The organism is Hyphomicrobium facile, assembly GCF_900116175.1.
GTDB classification, from domain to species: Bacteria; Pseudomonadota; Alphaproteobacteria; order Rhizobiales; family Hyphomicrobiaceae; genus Hyphomicrobium_B; species Hyphomicrobium_B facile.
In genome coordinates, this window is the sequence record NZ_FPCH01000001.1 from 1,063,202 (window position 1) to 1,077,411 (window position 14,210).

14 protein-coding genes are annotated in these 14,210 nt (G+C 60.4%); 12 read left to right on the top strand and 2 right to left on the bottom strand.

Annotated features, from left to right (window positions below; translation table 11 throughout):
* Positions 1-12 precede the first annotated feature (12 nt).
* Entirely contained in the window at positions 13-555 is a 543-nt protein-coding gene (locus BM399_RS05120; protein ID WP_092865064.1) for a peroxiredoxin, read from the top strand.
* On the opposite strand, the gene BM399_RS05125 is transcribed toward BM399_RS05120, so the two are convergent.
* Together BM399_RS05125 and BM399_RS05130 are read right to left on the bottom strand one after the other, a co-directional pair.
* A complete protein-coding gene (locus BM399_RS05125) occupies positions 536-1,198 on the bottom strand; it encodes a uracil-DNA glycosylase (protein WP_210186948.1) in 663 nt (220 codons plus the stop codon). The two genes, BM399_RS05120 and BM399_RS05125, sit on opposite strands and share 20 nt — an antisense overlap.
* Positions 1,199-1,228: 30 nt before the next feature.
* On the bottom strand, positions 1,229-1,870 hold the full coding sequence (locus BM399_RS05130) for a LabA-like NYN domain-containing protein (RefSeq protein ID WP_092865069.1): 642 nt from the start codon (positions 1,868-1,870) through the stop codon (positions 1,229-1,231).
* A 392-nt stretch (positions 1,871-2,262) separates the two neighbouring features.
* Between BM399_RS05130 and rpoZ the strand changes: the two genes are divergently transcribed.
* The 11 genes from rpoZ to BM399_RS05185 all read left to right on the top strand — a co-directional run bounded on the left by rpoZ (position 2,263) and on the right by BM399_RS05185 (position 14,130).
* Complete coding sequence (gene rpoZ / locus BM399_RS05135; RefSeq protein ID WP_092865072.1) at positions 2,263-2,727, top strand: DNA-directed RNA polymerase subunit omega; 465 nt, start codon at positions 2,263-2,265, stop codon at positions 2,725-2,727.
* A 101-nt stretch (positions 2,728-2,828) separates the two neighbouring features.
* A complete protein-coding gene (locus BM399_RS05140; RefSeq protein WP_092865075.1) occupies positions 2,829-5,054 on the top strand; it encodes a RelA/SpoT family protein in 2,226 nt (741 codons plus the stop codon).
* Positions 5,055-5,111: 57 nt separating this feature from the next.
* Positions 5,112-5,666: a DUF2062 domain-containing protein gene (locus BM399_RS05145; protein WP_092865078.1), complete on the top strand. Its 555-nt coding sequence runs from the start codon at positions 5,112-5,114 to the stop codon at positions 5,664-5,666.
* Positions 5,667-5,715: 49 nt separating this feature from the next.
* Positions 5,716-6,528: a pyridoxine 5'-phosphate synthase gene (locus BM399_RS05150; RefSeq protein ID WP_092865081.1), complete on the top strand. Its 813-nt coding sequence runs from the start codon at positions 5,716-5,718 to the stop codon at positions 6,526-6,528.
* Positions 6,525-6,941 (top strand): holo-ACP synthase, encoded by a 417-nt coding sequence (acpS, locus tag BM399_RS05155; RefSeq protein ID WP_092865083.1) that lies wholly within the window; start codon positions 6,525-6,527, stop codon positions 6,939-6,941. The genes BM399_RS05150 and acpS overlap by 4 nt, the downstream gene beginning before the upstream one ends.
* 197 nt (positions 6,942-7,138) lie before the next feature.
* Positions 7,139-7,897, top strand: a complete 759-nt coding sequence (lepB, locus tag BM399_RS05160; protein WP_092865086.1) for a signal peptidase I — start codon at positions 7,139-7,141, stop codon at positions 7,895-7,897.
* A 21-nt stretch (positions 7,898-7,918) separates the two neighbouring features.
* A complete protein-coding gene (rnc, locus tag BM399_RS05165; protein ID WP_092865089.1) occupies positions 7,919-8,626 on the top strand; it encodes a ribonuclease III in 708 nt (235 codons plus the stop codon).
* A complete protein-coding gene (gene era / locus BM399_RS05170) occupies positions 8,619-9,557 on the top strand; it encodes a GTPase Era (RefSeq protein ID WP_092865092.1) in 939 nt (312 codons plus the stop codon). The genes rnc and era overlap by 8 nt, the downstream gene beginning before the upstream one ends.
* A 21-nt stretch (positions 9,558-9,578) precedes the next feature.
* Positions 9,579-10,298 carry a DNA repair protein RecO gene (gene recO, locus BM399_RS05175; RefSeq protein WP_092865095.1) on the top strand — a complete coding sequence of 240 codons (720 nt, stop codon included), beginning with the start codon at positions 9,579-9,581 and terminating at the stop codon, positions 10,296-10,298.
* A gap of 587 nt (positions 10,299-10,885) precedes the next feature.
* Complete coding sequence (locus BM399_RS05180; protein WP_092865098.1) at positions 10,886-11,896, top strand: hypothetical protein; 1,011 nt, start codon at positions 10,886-10,888, stop codon at positions 11,894-11,896.
* A 215-nt stretch (positions 11,897-12,111) separates the two neighbouring features.
* Positions 12,112-14,130, top strand: coding sequence for an acetyl-CoA carboxylase biotin carboxylase subunit (locus tag BM399_RS05185; RefSeq protein WP_092865101.1), 2,019 nt, complete (start codon positions 12,112-12,114; stop codon positions 14,128-14,130).
* Positions 14,131-14,210 lie beyond the last annotated feature (80 nt).

Genomic DNA, 14,210 nt, shown 5'->3' on the forward strand with positions numbered 1-14,210 from the left:
CTATTGAGTGCAATGTCAAATTTCCCAATTCCTGAGGACGACGGGGCCGCCAAACATCTGATCGCGGGGACGCGTCTTCCTGATGTCGCGCTCACCGCGACACGAGGGGCGAGCGTCAATCTCGCCCGCTATCAGGAGCGAGCCGTCGTTTTCGTCTACCCGATGACGGGGACGCCGGGCGTCGCCAACCCGCCTGATTGGGACATCATTCCGGGAGCGCACGGATCGACGCCGGAGGCGGAAGGATTTCGCGACGCGCATGAGGAATTCGAGCTTCTCGGCTACGAGATCTTCGGGCTCAGCAGTCAATCGCCGGACAGCCAGCAGGCTTTCGCGATGCGCGCCGGTATCCCGTATCTTCTGCTCAGCGACGAGACGTTCGCGTTCGCCGATGCACTGAAGCTGCCGCGCTTCGAGACGGGTGGAGCGACGTATCTCAAACGATTGACGATGATTATCCGGAACGGCGTGATCTATCGCGTCATCTATCCGGTGACAGCGCCCGGGACGCATGCGCAGGATTTGCTGGCGTCTCTCAGGCCAGCTCGCGCCTGATCTCGGCAAAAACCGATCGGAACATCTCGGTCGTCAGACGGCGCGTATTGGTATTGTAGCGCGAGCAATGGAAGCTGTCGTAGAGGACGCGATCAGGGCTCAGCTCGTGGCGCGCTCCGTGGGCAAACGGGTGGAGCGTTTTTCGTTTCTCGAGCGTTGCCAGCGTTTGATCGTGGGCTATGCGGCCGAGGGCGAGGATAACCTTCAATTTCGGTAGATTCGCCAACCGAGCCTCGAAGAAGGGGCGGCAATTGGCTATTTCGCTCGGCTCCGGCTTGTTCAGGGGTGGCACGCAGCGCACGGCATTCGTTATCATGCAGTCGATAAGCTTCAGCCCGTCGTCGGGGCTGGCGCGGTACTCGCCTTTGGCGAAACCGAATTCGAGCAGCGTTTGATAGAGGAGATCGCCGGCGTAATCGCCGGTGAAGGGTCGTCCCGTGCGGTTGGCGCCGTTTCGTCCGGGCGCCAGGCCGACGATCAGCAGACGGGCTTGGGAGGTGCCAAAGGACGGCACCGCTCCGTTGAACCAATCAGGTTCCTGGTTCTCGTTTTCCTTGCGGTAGGCGACGAGCCGCGGGCAGCGCGTACACTTTGCGGGAGGCTCGGGACCAAAGACTATTTTGCCCATTGCCCCGGGTGCCATGCGTCGATGCTCGTGTCGAAGAGAAAGTTCTTAGACTTCTTCTTCCGCGAGGTCATCGTCTCCGAGATAGTTGGAGTCGCGTGCAGGAGAAAGCGGCGGGCGAGCCGTATATTGGCGTGGCGAACGACCAGCGGGTCCGCCGCTCTGGGAGCGTCCAACCTGCTCTTCAAGATCGGCCAGGTCGACGAACTGATCGGCCTGACGGCGCAACTCATCGGCGACCATCGGCGGCTGAGTCTGAAGGGTCGAGACGACGCTTACGCGCTTGCCCTTTTGCTGCAGCGCTGCGACGAGGCTGCGGAAGTCTCCGTCGCCCGAGAAAATGACGATGTGATCAAGGTTGTCGGACAGACGCATGGCATCGACAGCCAGCTCGATATCCATGTTGCCTTTGATCTTCCGGCGGCCGGTGGCGTCGGTGAATTCCTTCGTCGGCTTAGTCACCATCGAAAAGCCGTTGTAGTCCAGCCAATCGATCAGCGGACGGATCGATGAATACTCCTGCTCCTCGGCGAGGGCCGTATAATAGAGCGCTCGTACGAGCTGACCCTTCTGCCGGAAGAGTCCGAGGAGGCGCTTGTAGTCAATGTCGAAGCCTAATGACTTGGCTGTCGCATAGAGGTTCGCGCCATCGATGAAGAGTGCAACTCGTTCGGTCGGATAAAAATGCATTTTTCTTTTCCTAAAAAGCGGAATGGTCCGAACTAAACGGCGTCCAGTAATCTCGCTGGAGGGGGCGTTGAAAGCCCGAGTCTCTAATCGGCTACAAGGACTTAGGTAATTACGGCAGGTTCAGGCATCTACGGTGTAGAACTCTGCTTTCCTAAGGGTTATCAGATGTGAATGCCAGTCAACAATTGTGACAATTAGTCTATTTAAACCCGATCGAGTTAGAATGCTACCGGGCGAGCAATTTTGCTTTTGCTTCTCCCGTGTACTACTTGCTTAATCCACAATTACGTGGCAAAGAGGCATCAGCGTGGCGCTGGAAGGCGGTCCGATCGGCTGTTTGCGCCCTATAATGCCCTACAACGTGCCAGTTTTACCAAGGGAAGGTTCTGCCCATGGCTCGCGTCACCGTCGAAGATTGCGTCGACAAAATTCCGAATAGATTTGAGTTGGTACTCCTCGCAGCGCATCGCGCGCGGTCGATCACCAACGGCAGCGCTATTACGATTGCCCCCGACGACGACAAGAACCCCGTCATCGCATTGCGCGAGATCGCAGAGCGTACGCTGTCGCCCGACGACATGCGCGAAACGCTGATTTCGTCGATCCAGAAAAATACCGAAGTCGACGAGCCGGAAGCCGTTGCAGCACCGTTGCTGCCGCCGGAGCGCCGCGCACCGATGCTGGGACGCGACGATCTTTCGTCCGATACGCAGGTCGACGTCATGACGGAAGAGCAGCTTCTTCGCGGCTTGGAGAGCATGACCCCGCTGGAGCCTTCGGCCAATATCGGATCGGGATCAGGTTCGGGTTCGGGTTCGCGCGAACGGGACCGCGATCCGCGCGATCGTTCTCGCTAAGACTCAATTCTTCTGCCTCGCGACATCACGCTCGCACTGATCCACTTTAATGTGTGCTGCGTCTTCGGTTACGCTTGCGCACTGAAGGAGTGCGGCGGGTCATGATGCGGCAATACGAACTCGTCGAGCGGGTTCTCAAATACGATCCAAAGGCAGACGAGGCGCTTCTCAACCGCGCCTACGTCTATGCGATGAAGGCGCACGGCCATCAGAAGCGTGCGTCGGGCGCGCCCTATTTTTCGCATCCGCTCGAAGTGGCGGCCATTCTCACCGATCTGAAGCTCGACGACGCAACGATTGCGACGGCGCTGCTTCACGACGTGATCGAGGACACGGATGCGACGCGAACCGAAATCGATCAGATGTTCGGGCCGGAGATCGGCAGCCTCGTCGACGGCCTGACGAAGATCAAGCGCCTGGATCTCGTTTCCAAAAAAGCTGAACAGGCGGAAAACTTCCGCAAGCTTCTCATCGCGATCTCGAGCGACATCCGCGTGCTTCTCGTCAAGCTCGCGGACCGTTTGCACAACATGCGAACGCTCGAGCACATGAGGCCCGAGAGCCGCCGTCGCAATTCGGAGGAGACGCTCGATATCTACGCGCCGCTCGCCGGCATGATGGGTATGCAGGCGCTTCGCGAGGAACTCGAGGATCACGCTTTTCGCTGGCTGCATCCCGAAGCCTACGATGCGCTCACCGAAAAGCTCGCGGAAATGCGCGAGCGCAATCGCGGGCTCGTCGAAGAGATCCGTCAGGCTATCGCGCGCAAGTGCGACGACGCCGGCATCAAGGCCGAGACGTTCGGAAGAGAGAAGAAGCCTTATGCCATCTGGAGCAAGATGAAGCATAAGCAGATCAGCCTCGAGCAACTCTCGGACATCTACGGCTTCCGGGTCATCGTGAGTTCGATCGAAGACTGCTACCGGGTGCTTGGCATCGTGCACACGACATGGAGCACCGTTCCCGGCCGCTTCAAGGATTACATCTCCGCTCCGAAGCGGAACAATTATCAGTCGATACACACGACCGTTTATGGTCCCCGTCATCAGCGCGTCGAGCTGCAAATCCGCACGTCCGACATGCAGCATATCGCCGAGTTCGGCATCGCGGCTCACGCGCTCTACAAGGATCAGCAGCACGGCCTCGTGAACGGCCATGAGTTCGAGGCCGGCATAGACGTAGACGACAGCCCCTATGGCCGTCTCCGGGTGATGATTTCTTCGCTGCTCGAAGCGGCGAACCCGGAAGAATTTCTCGAGCATACGAAGCTCGAGCTTTTTCACGACCAGGTTTTTTGCTTCACGCCGAAGGGCCGGCTCATTGCGCTGCCGCGCGGGGCGACGCCGCTCGACTTCGCGTATGCGGTGCACACGGATATCGGCAACGAGGCCACCGCCGCCTACATCAACGGCCGGCACGTACCCATCGATACGCATCTGCGGAACGGCGACGAAGTCGTCATCGAAACGTCGAAGGGGCACATCCGGCCGGCCGCGTGGGAGGCCTTCGCCGTTACCGGGCGTGCGCGGGCGGCGATACGAAGAGCGGCGCGCGAGGCCGAACGCCGGCGTTTCATCGAGCTCGGGCGGCAGCTCGTCAATTCGACGCTTGCCGGACTCGAGGTCGATTACTCGGAAGAGAAGGTTAAGGCGGCAGCGCCAAAGATCGGCTTCAAGACCGCCGATGACCTCTTAGCGGCGGTCGGGCGGAACGATATTCCGCTTCAAGACGTGGTTGGCGCCATCCTGCCCCAGGGGCAGGCGCCTGGAGATGAGGGCTATAAGCCGACGCGGCGCTTTGGCCGCGCCCGGGACCAGGAAGGCTGGTTCAACATCGAGAAGGTCAACAGCCTCAAGTTCCGGACGGCCGAGATCGACAGCACAACGGCGGTTTCAATCGGCGGTCCGAGCCAGGAGTTGCCGGTTGCGTTCGAGCCCGGAGGCGCGGTTCCGGGGGACCGGATCGTCGGCGTCATGGCTCCGGGCGAGGGGATTCGCGTCTTTCAGATCCATTCACCGCGTCTGAAGGAGTACGAAGAAGAGCATTGGATCGACGTGACCTGGGACGTCGATCCGGAGCGACCCCAGCGTTTTCCGGCCCGAATTAGCGTGACCGCCGTCAATGCGCCCGGTTCATTGGCCGAGATCGCCAAGGTGATCGGCGAGACGGGTGGCAATATCGACAATATCAAGATGGCTCGCCGTGCTGCAGACTTCACGGTGATGCATATCGAGCTCGAGGTTTTCGATTTGGTGCATTTGAACCACATCGTTGCAGGACTCAGGGCGAAATCCGCAGTTGCCAAGGTGGAACGGCTGTTCGAGTGAGCTATTGTATGCGTTTTGGGTAGTTGATTTCGGTAGAGTCGATAGGATCGTTGTGGGTTGAACGAGAAGCTTACAGCATCGGGAGAGCGTGACGGTTCCAGGCTGTTCAACATAGCTGCCGTGCGCTCGAAAATCCGGTTCTTCTGGCGACGAGTACTTCTTCTTCGCGCGACGCCGCATCAGGTGGCGCTCGGCTTCGCGATCGGCGTTTTCAGCGCCTTTACCCCGTTTCTCGGCGTCCAGACCATTCTCGCGTTTGCGCTGGCCTTCGTCCTCCGTGTCAGCATGCCCGCGGCGCTGCTCGGGACCTTCGTCGGCAATCCCCTGAGCTGGCCCGCCATCTGGAGCGGGTCTTACTTCGCGGGGGCGCTTCTTCTCGGGCAGGATCCGGCCTATGCGGCCGACCATTTTACCGACACGGCCAACGCGCTCGGCGCGACGTTGAGCGCTCCTTCGCCGGAGACGCTCAATACGGCGGTCGATTATCTTTCTCCGATCGTCGAGCCGATGATCGTCGGCGGTCTTCTCGTCGGCTTGATAGCGGCGGTGTTTAGCTACTATCCTACACGGCGAGCGGTGCGCGTTTTCCAACGGCACCGCAGGCTCCGCTGAACTATCGGCGGCAGGACAGTCCTTTCCTCATCATTGGTGGCAAAAGCACGTGGCGGCTAACCGTAAGCTTCCGGAAACCGGTCAATCGACGACGCCCGCTCGCGCGTTGCGGCTCGGCGTAAACATCGATCATGTCGCGACGCTCAGAAATGCGCGCGGCGGCCTCCATCCAGATCCGTTGCGTGCGGCTCATCTTGCGATCGAAGGGGGTGCCGACGGGATCACGGCGCATTTGCGCGAAGACCGCAGGCACATTTCCGATAGCGACATTACGCGGCTCAAGAACGAGCTGACGCGCCCGCTCAATCTGGAAATGGCCGCGACGGACGAGATGCTGGACATCGCGTTGCGCCATGTGCCGAACGCCTGTTGCCTTGTGCCGGAAAGGCGCGAGGAGCGGACGACCGAGGGCGGCCTCGATGTGCGGGGGGCGGCGAAATCTCTCGCGCCGTTGATTGCAAAGCTCAAGGATGCCGGCATTCGGGTATCGTTGTTCGTCGAGCCCGATATCAAGACGATCGAGGCGGCGTCGGCTGTCGGCGCCGACATTGTCGAGCTTCATACCGGCAAATATTGCCATCTCGCACTCGAACACGACGCGGCGGGCGTCGCTCGCGAACTCGAGCGGCATAAGAAAGCGGCGAATGCCGCAGCGTCGGCGGGGCTCGAGGTCCACGCCGGGCATGGGCTTACCTACAACACGGTGCAGCCGATTGCGCGCATCCCAGAAGTCGTCGAGCTGAATATTGGGCATTTCCTGATCGGGGAGGCGATCTTCGGTGGCCTCTCCATGGCCGTCCGGCGCATGCGCGTCCTGATGGATGAGGCGCGAGAAGCGCTCTCCATGCGGGGAGCGGGATGATCATCGGGATCGGCAACGATCTTTGTGATATCCGGCGGGTCGAGCGAACGATCGCGCGCTTTGGCGATCGTTTTCTCAACCGTGTATTCACTGCGGAAGAGCGCCGGAAGGCATTCTCACGGGCGCATTCGGCCCGAACTTTTGCAAAGCGGTTCGCGGCGAAGGAGGCTGCGTCGAAGGCTCTCGGGACCGGATTTCGCTACGGCGTGCATCTCAAGGACATCGGCGTCGTGAATGCTATATCCGGGCGTCCGACATTGGCGCTCACAGGGGGCGCGGCCGATCAGCTCGCGCGATTGATACCGGCGGGCTTCAAGGCCCGCATTGACGTCACTTTGACTGACGAATACCCGATGGCCCAAGCCATCGTCATTATTTCCGCAGTCCCGGCTCAAGAAAATCTACGCGACTGACCATTTCGCCGCGGCTATAAACGTCTTGGACGCGCTACTACATGCATTGTCCGGCAGCGTTGAGTTGCTGTTATTCCTTACGTTTTTGTCAGGTTTGTAGCCGTCGTTGCGGCTCAGGGGCAAACTCGCTATAGCGGACCGCCTAACAAGAAGCGAGCCCCGGCCAGTGCCGCCTGGCGGCGCAGAGGAGCCTCCGGATGAGCGTTGGTATTAAGACGTCGAGATCGAGTTGGTTTGAAACACTCGTCATCGTCGTCGAAGCACTCGCCATTGCGATGTTCGTCCGCATCTTCTTTTATCAGCCGTTCAATATCCCCTCTGGCTCGATGAAAGAAACGCTGCTGATCGGCGATTACCTTTTCGTTTCGAAGCTATCCTACGGGTACAGCAAGTTCTCGTTCCCGTTCAGTCCCAACATCTTCGAAGGGCGGATTTTCGGCGCCGAACCGAAGCGGGGCGACGTTGCCGTCTTCAAGCTGCCGCGGGATAACTCGACCGACTACATCAAGCGGGTCATCGGGCTCCCGGGTGACGAAATTCAGATGAAGAACGGCCAGCTCTTCATTAACGGTGCGGCCATTCCGAAGGAGCCCGCGGGCGAATTCACGACGTTCGAGGAGGGCCGGGAGCGGACCATTCCGGTGTTCGAGGAAACGCTTCCGAATGGCGTGAAGTATAAAGTTCTCGATAGCGACCCGAATGGACCCTATGACAACACGGGGGTCTACAAGGTTCCTGAGGGTCACTACTTCATGATGGGTGACAATCGCGACAATTCCACCGACAGTCGTGTTCGAAGCGCCGTCGGGTTCGTCCCTTATGAGAATTTTATCGGTCGTGCCGAGATCATCTTCTTCTCCGCTAAAGTCGATGAGCCCGATGCCTTCCGGTGGTACGCGCCCTGGACCTGGCCGTTTGACATCCGTTGGAACAGGTTCTTCAATCTCGTGCGGTGACCGCCACGCGGCATTTGCGCCATGCTGAGACCTCGGAAGTTTAAAGAACTCGAGACCAAACTGGGATACAGGTTCAAGGATCCTGCGCTCTTGGAGCGTGCGCTGACGCATGCGAGCGTTCGCGGTGGAAAAGTTGCCCGGTTCGACAACGAACGCCTGGAATTCATCGGTGATCGCGTTCTGGGTCTTGCGATCGCGGAGGCGCTCAACGGGCAGTATCCCGATGCGAGCGAGGGCGAACTCGCCCGCCGTTACAATCGCCTCGTCCGCGGGGAGGCCTGTGCCAAGGTCGCCCGCACCATCGGGCTCGGCGACCATCTCATTCTTTCGGAAAGCGAAGCCGACAGTGGCGGCCGAAATAAAACAACGATCCTTGCCGACGCCGCGGAAGCCCTCCTCGGCGCGGTGTTCATCGACGGCGGGTTCGAGAAGGCACGCGGCGTTGTCCACAGGCTCTGGCGGGAACAATCCGAGCTCGTTCCGGAAGTGGCGGTCGATGCCAAATCGGCCTTGCAGGAATGGGCCCAAGGTCAGGGGCTGGCACTACCTCGATATACGGTCGTCGCGCGCAACGGACCGGATCACGCGCCGCGATTTACGGCCGAAGTCTTGATCGCCGGGAAGGCGCCCGCACAGGGCGAGGGGGCATCGAAGCGCATTGCCGAGCAGGCCGCGGCAAGTGCTCTTCTAACCCGGGAAGGCGTAGGAGCGCACATAGGCGATGTCTAATAACACCACAGGTTCAGCGCCGCTCGACGCCGGTGACCGGCGATGCGGTTTCGTTGCCGTCATTGGGCCGACGAATGCCGGCAAGTCGACGCTCGTCAACGCGCTCGTCGGCGCCAAGGTCGCGATCGTTTCGCATAAAGTTCAAACGACCCGGGCTCCCATTCGCGGCATCGCGATGGAAGGGAACAGCCAGATCATCTTCATAGATACGGCCGGCATCTTCAATCCGAAGCGCCGATTGGATCGCGCGATGGTAGACGCGGCGTGGGGCGGGCTCGAAGACGCCGATGCGGTGCTGCTCGTCATCGATGCGGCAGCCAGCATAGATGACGACGTGAAAGGCATCATCGAGCGGCTCAAATCGGCCCGGATGCCGAAGATCGTCATCTTGAATAAGATTGACCGCGTGGACGACAAGCCGAGGCTCTTGTCGCTGGCGAAAATGGTCGATGAGCTGCTTGTTGCCGATCGCATTTTCATGATCTCGGCGACGGAAGGTCAGGGCATCAAGGATCTCAGATCCTATCTCGGAAATCTCGTACCTGTGGGTCCGTGGCACTATTCAGAAGATGACGTCACGGACGTGCCGATGCGGACGCAAGCGGCTGAGATGACCCGTGAAAGCGTCTATCGCTTCCTGCACCAGGAGCTGCCTTATACGACGACCGTCGAGACCACGGACTGGAAGAGCCTGAAGGACGGCTCGGCGCGCGTCGAGCAGACCATTTACGTCGAACGCGACAGCCAGAAGAAGATCGTGCTCGGCAAGGGCGGCGATACGATCAAGAAAATATCGAGCACGGCCCGACATGCGATCGAGGAGATGGCCGGCCACCGGGTGCATCTGTTTCTATTCGTCAAAGTGCGTGAGAACTGGGAAAGCGACCCTGAGCGTTATCGGGAAATGGGTCTGCCTTTCCCGAAATCGTAAGGCGCCGGTACCTAAGCCCATATGCAATGGTCCGATGAAGGCATTGTACTTTCGGTAAAGCCCCACGGCGAGACTGCCGCGATCGTCGATCTATGGACGAGAGCACATGGCCGGCACATGGGACTCGTGCACGGCGGCCGCTCGCGGCGGCTGCGTCCCGTTCTTCAGCCGGGCAACCACATCGATGCGGAATGGAAGGCGCGTCTCGCCGACCAACTCGGCACCATGAGCGTCGAAATGCGACGCGCTTTCGCTGCCGAGGCGATGGACGACGCGCAGGCGTTGATGGCGCTTTCCTCCATCACGTCCCTCACGCGGCTTCTGCCTGAGCGTGATCCGCATCCCAATCTTTACGAGATCACGCTGTTCGTTCTCGGCTTTCTCAATGATGCGACCGTGTGGCCCGCGCTTCTCGTCAGATGGGAGATGGCGCTGCTCGATGAGCTGGGCTTCGGCCTCGATCTCAGCCAGTGCGCGGCAACGGGCAGCAATGATCAGCTCATTTATGTGTCGCCGAAGTCCGGTCGCGCGGTCTCGGCATCGGCGGGCGAACCCTATCGCGATAAGCTTCTGGCACTTCCCCAGTTCCTGACGAAACAGCGATCCGGCGCGGTGACGATGCAGGACGTCAGTCTCGGGTTTGCGCTCACCGGGCATTTCATCGAAAAGCATCTTTTACTCCCGCGGGGAGAAACGCTCCCTCAATCGCGCGCGCGGCTCGTTGCGCTGCTTGCGGCCTGAGGTTCAGTCGCGCGATTTTGTTCGCGGTCATCGACGCGTATTCGATCGGGCCGGCGACGGATGTCCGGCAGGCGCTCGTTCTTCTAACAACTGCGAAGCGAAGTGATTGCGGGATCACGCGGCTTTGCGGCAAGCGACCGCGCCGCGGAGGTTTTGCCTTCTGCGGGCCGGAGCAATTCCACTGGCCACGTGCGCCCAGAACCGCACTCAGCCGGTCAGCCCGTTCGGAAATCCCCCCTTCCGGACGGGCTTTATTGTTTGCATCCGGCGACTCCCCTCCGGGGAGCCGGCCGCCGGATGCGCGAACAGGACCGGGCGATGCGAGCCTTCAGCAACCATTCATTCTGAGGTGTAGATAACTCTCCTGAAACTTACCCGTCGCGCACGCGGGAGCACGACGGGAGGTTACGGGGGTCGCAGCGGGGAGCTGCGGCCCCCGAACGTCTTTGGCTGTCTGTGATGGCTGCGCCACAGTACCGTCGACGGGCCTTTTGGGTTTCCAATTTCGTGCGGCTCTTAAGTCGCAATTAAGTATCACGACCTACGCTCCGGACCATGTAGTTGGCCTGGGTGTGTGGGGGCATTCGATGAGTGGGCTGCGGTCGCTGCCGATAAACGAGATGTTAAAGCGTCAGACGATCGGTTTGTCCGATATTTTGCTTCTGCGGCGCGTCTTTTACGATGACGGGATCATCTCGGCGGATGAAGCGGAAATTCTCTTCGCGCTGAACAACGCTTGCAATGCGTATCACCCCGAGTGGCCCGAATTCTTCATCGAGGCCATCACCGATTATATCGTCTATCAGGAAGCGCCGCGCGGCTACATCACGGCCGACAACGGTCATTGGTTGATCGATCGCGTTTCCAGAGACGGGAAGATCGATACGAAGACGGAACTCGAACTTATCGTCAATGTCATCGACAAGGCGCGCTGGGCGCCTGTCAGTCTCGTGAAGTTCGCGCTGGAGCAGGTGAAGCACGCTGTCGTCGACGGGGCGGGTCCGCTGCGCGACGGCAAAGCTCTGCAGGCCGGCACCATCAGCGAAGGCGAGGTCGATCTTCTTCGCCGCATGCTCTACGCATTCGCGGGCGATGGGAACGTCGCTGTGACGCGTGCCGAGGCCGACGTTCTCTTCGATATAGACGAAGCGATTTCGGCGTCCGCGCCCAATCCCGCATGGACCGATCTCTTCGTGAAGGCCATCGCGAACGTCATGATGGCGGCATCGGGCTACGCGGTTCCCTCGCGCGAGGAGGCGCTTCGGCAGGAAGCAACGCTCGAGGAGCCGGAAGAACAGACGTCCGTACTCGCCGCACTCCTGTCGATGGTGCAGTCGAACCTCGCTTCGGTGCAGGACGCGTATCACGATCAGACGGCAGAGGAGCGGGCGCTGGCCCGGCTCGAGCATCAGCGCATCGAGATCATCACGCATGAGGAAATCACCGAAGCGGAGGCGACTTGGCTCGTCAGCCGCCTCGGTCGCGACGGCCGCTTGAGCCCGAGCGAGAAGGCGCTGGTCTCCTATTTGAATCAGGAAAGCCCGCGGATTCACCCTGTTCTCACCGAGGCCGTCTGCAGGCTCGGCGACGCCGCCTAAGGCGTTAACCCGCCTCTCCTTAGCGACCGCCCGACCGTCCGGGTGAACGGCGGCCGCCGGCGATCTTCAGGTGTGCGGCAGCGGATCGCACAGCTAGCGGCATCGGCCTACTCGTGGCGTGTTTACGACGCCTTCCACACCCTCTAGAAGGGCGTGTTGCCTTGCGACAAGCTGAGGCACTTGAAAGTGCTTACGGGAAGGACCGGGACCCGCCGATGTTCAAAAAAATTCTGATTGCCAATCGCGGTGAAATCGCCTGCCGCGTTATCAAGTCGGCGCGCAAAATGGGCATCAAGACGGTCGCGGTCTATTCGGATGCCGATCGAGACGCCCTTCACGTCGAAATGGCGGACGAGGCCGTCCATATTGGTCCCGCGCCCGCCAATCAGTCCTACCTGCTGATGGATAAGATCATCGCGGCCTGCAAGGCGACGGGCGCCGAGGCGGTTCATCCGGGCTACGGATTTCTCTCGGAGCGCGAGGCGTTTCCGGTCGAGCTTCAGAAAAACGGCATCGTCTTCATCGGGCCCAATCCCGGAGCCATCGCGGCGATGGGCGACAAGATCGAGAGCAAGAAGGCGGCTGCCGCCGCCAAGGTCTCGACCGTCCCCGGCTACATGGGCGAAATCAAGGATGCCAAGCACGCGGTCGAGATCGCGAACCAGATTGGCTATCCGGTCATGATCAAGGCCTCCGCAGGTGGCGGCGGCAAGGGCATGCGCATCGCCTACGACGCAAAGGAAGCGGCGGAAGGTTTCGAGCTTGCCCGTTCCGAGGCCAAGTCGTCGTTCGGAGACGACCGTTGCTTCGTTGAAAAGTTCATCGAGAACCCTCGCCACATCGAAATTCAGGTGCTGGGCGATAAGCACGGCAACGTCGTTTATCTCGGCGAGCGCGAATGCTCCATTCAGCGCCGTAACCAGAAGGTCCTCGAGGAAGCGCCTTCGCCGTTGCTCGACGAGAAGACCCGGAAGGCGATGGGCGAGCAGGCCGTCGCCCTCTCGAAGGCCGTCGGTTACGACAGCGCCGGCACCGTCGAATTCGTCGCCGGCCAGGACCGCTCGTTCTATTTTCTCGAAATGAACACGCGTCTCCAGGTCGAACATCCGGTGACGGAACTCGTGACAGGCGTCGACCTCGTCGAGCAGATGATCCGGGTTGCGGCGGGCGAGAAGCTTCCGTTCAAGCAGTCGGACATCAAGCTCAAGGGCTGGGCCGTCGAAAGCCGGGTTTACGCTGAAGATCCATTCCGGAACTTCCTGCCTTCGATCGGCCGTTTGGTTAGGTACCGGCCTCCGGCTGAAGGCAGCAAGGACGGCGTTACGGTTCGGAACGACACCGGCGTCTTCGAGGGCGGCGAGATCTCGATGTATTACGACCCGATGATCGCCAAGCTCGTTACGCATGCGCCGACCCGTGAAGAGGCGATCGATGCGCAAGCGGCCGCTCTGGACGCGTTCTATATTGACGGCATCCAGCATAACGTCCCGTTCGTCTCGGCGATGATGCAGCATCCGCGCTGGCGTTCGGGCAAGATTTCGACGGGCTTCATCAAGGAAGAATACCCGGAAGGATTTACGCCCCGCGCGCCCGAGGGCAAGGATTTGATTACGCTCGCCGCTGTGGCGGGGACGATCGATCATCTGGGCAATACGCGCCGCCGCGACATCACGGATCAGATGTCGGGGCACTCGGTCAACTTTGCCAAGCGCCGTATCGTCAGGATCGGATCGGCCGAGGTCGAGCTCGAAGTTCTCGGCGCGATTCCTGGGCCTTACTACGTGTCGATCCTCGACGGCGACGGCCAGCCGACAAAGACAATGGAGATCACATCGGAGTGGTGGCCGGGCGAACCCGTCTGGTTTGGCACGGTCGACGGGGCAGATGTCGCCGTCCAGGTGCGTCCGATCTCCAACGGCATGACGCTTTCGTATCGTGGCATTCAGGCGCCGACGTACGTTTATACGCAACGCGAGGCCGAGCTTGCCGCGCTGATGCCGGTCAAGCTTGCGGCCGACATGTCGAAGTTCCTGCTGTGCCCGATGCCGGGGTTGGTCAAGGCCGTGAACGTGTCCGAGGGCCAAGAGGTCAAGGCAGGGGACAATCTGGCGATCGTAGAGGCCATGAAGATGGAGAACATCTTGAAGGCCGAGCGCGACGGCAAAGTGAAAAAGGTTGCGGCGAAACCCGGCGACAGCCTCGCGGTCGACGCGGTCATCCTCGAGTTCGCCTGAGTTTTTCGGTATGTGGCTGCCGGCCCCGCGTTGCGGGCCGCCATCCGAGATCAAATTGTGCCTGGCGGCATCACATTGGC

Excerpts from the sequence above, each read along its gene's own strand:
- recO (WP_092865095.1), top strand. The coding sequence starts at position 9,579 with ATGCAATGGTCCGATGAAGGCATTGTACTTTCGGTAAAGCCCCACGGC.
- rnc (WP_092865089.1), top strand. The coding sequence starts at position 7,919 with ATGCTGAGACCTCGGAAGTTTAAAGAACTCGAGACCAAACTGGGATAC.
- BM399_RS05180 (WP_092865098.1), top strand. The coding sequence starts at position 10,886 with ATGAGTGGGCTGCGGTCGCTGCCGATAAACGAGATGTTAAAGCGTCAG.
- BM399_RS05130 (WP_092865069.1), bottom strand. The coding sequence starts at position 1,870 with ATGCATTTTTATCCGACCGAACGAGTTGCACTCTTCATCGATGGCGCG.
- lepB (WP_092865086.1), top strand. The coding sequence starts at position 7,139 with ATGAGCGTTGGTATTAAGACGTCGAGATCGAGTTGGTTTGAAACACTC.
- BM399_RS05140 (WP_092865075.1), top strand. The coding sequence starts at position 2,829 with ATGATGCGGCAATACGAACTCGTCGAGCGGGTTCTCAAATACGATCCA.
- BM399_RS05120 (WP_092865064.1), top strand. The coding sequence starts at position 13 with ATGTCAAATTTCCCAATTCCTGAGGACGACGGGGCCGCCAAACATCTG.
- BM399_RS05125 (WP_210186948.1), bottom strand. The coding sequence starts at position 1,198 with ATGGCACCCGGGGCAATGGGCAAAATAGTCTTTGGTCCCGAGCCTCCC.
- BM399_RS05185 (WP_092865101.1), top strand. The coding sequence starts at position 12,112 with ATGTTCAAAAAAATTCTGATTGCCAATCGCGGTGAAATCGCCTGCCGC.
- rpoZ (WP_092865072.1), top strand. The coding sequence starts at position 2,263 with ATGGCTCGCGTCACCGTCGAAGATTGCGTCGACAAAATTCCGAATAGA.
- acpS (WP_092865083.1), top strand. The coding sequence starts at position 6,525 with ATGATCATCGGGATCGGCAACGATCTTTGTGATATCCGGCGGGTCGAG.
- era (WP_092865092.1), top strand. The coding sequence starts at position 8,619 with ATGTCTAATAACACCACAGGTTCAGCGCCGCTCGACGCCGGTGACCGG.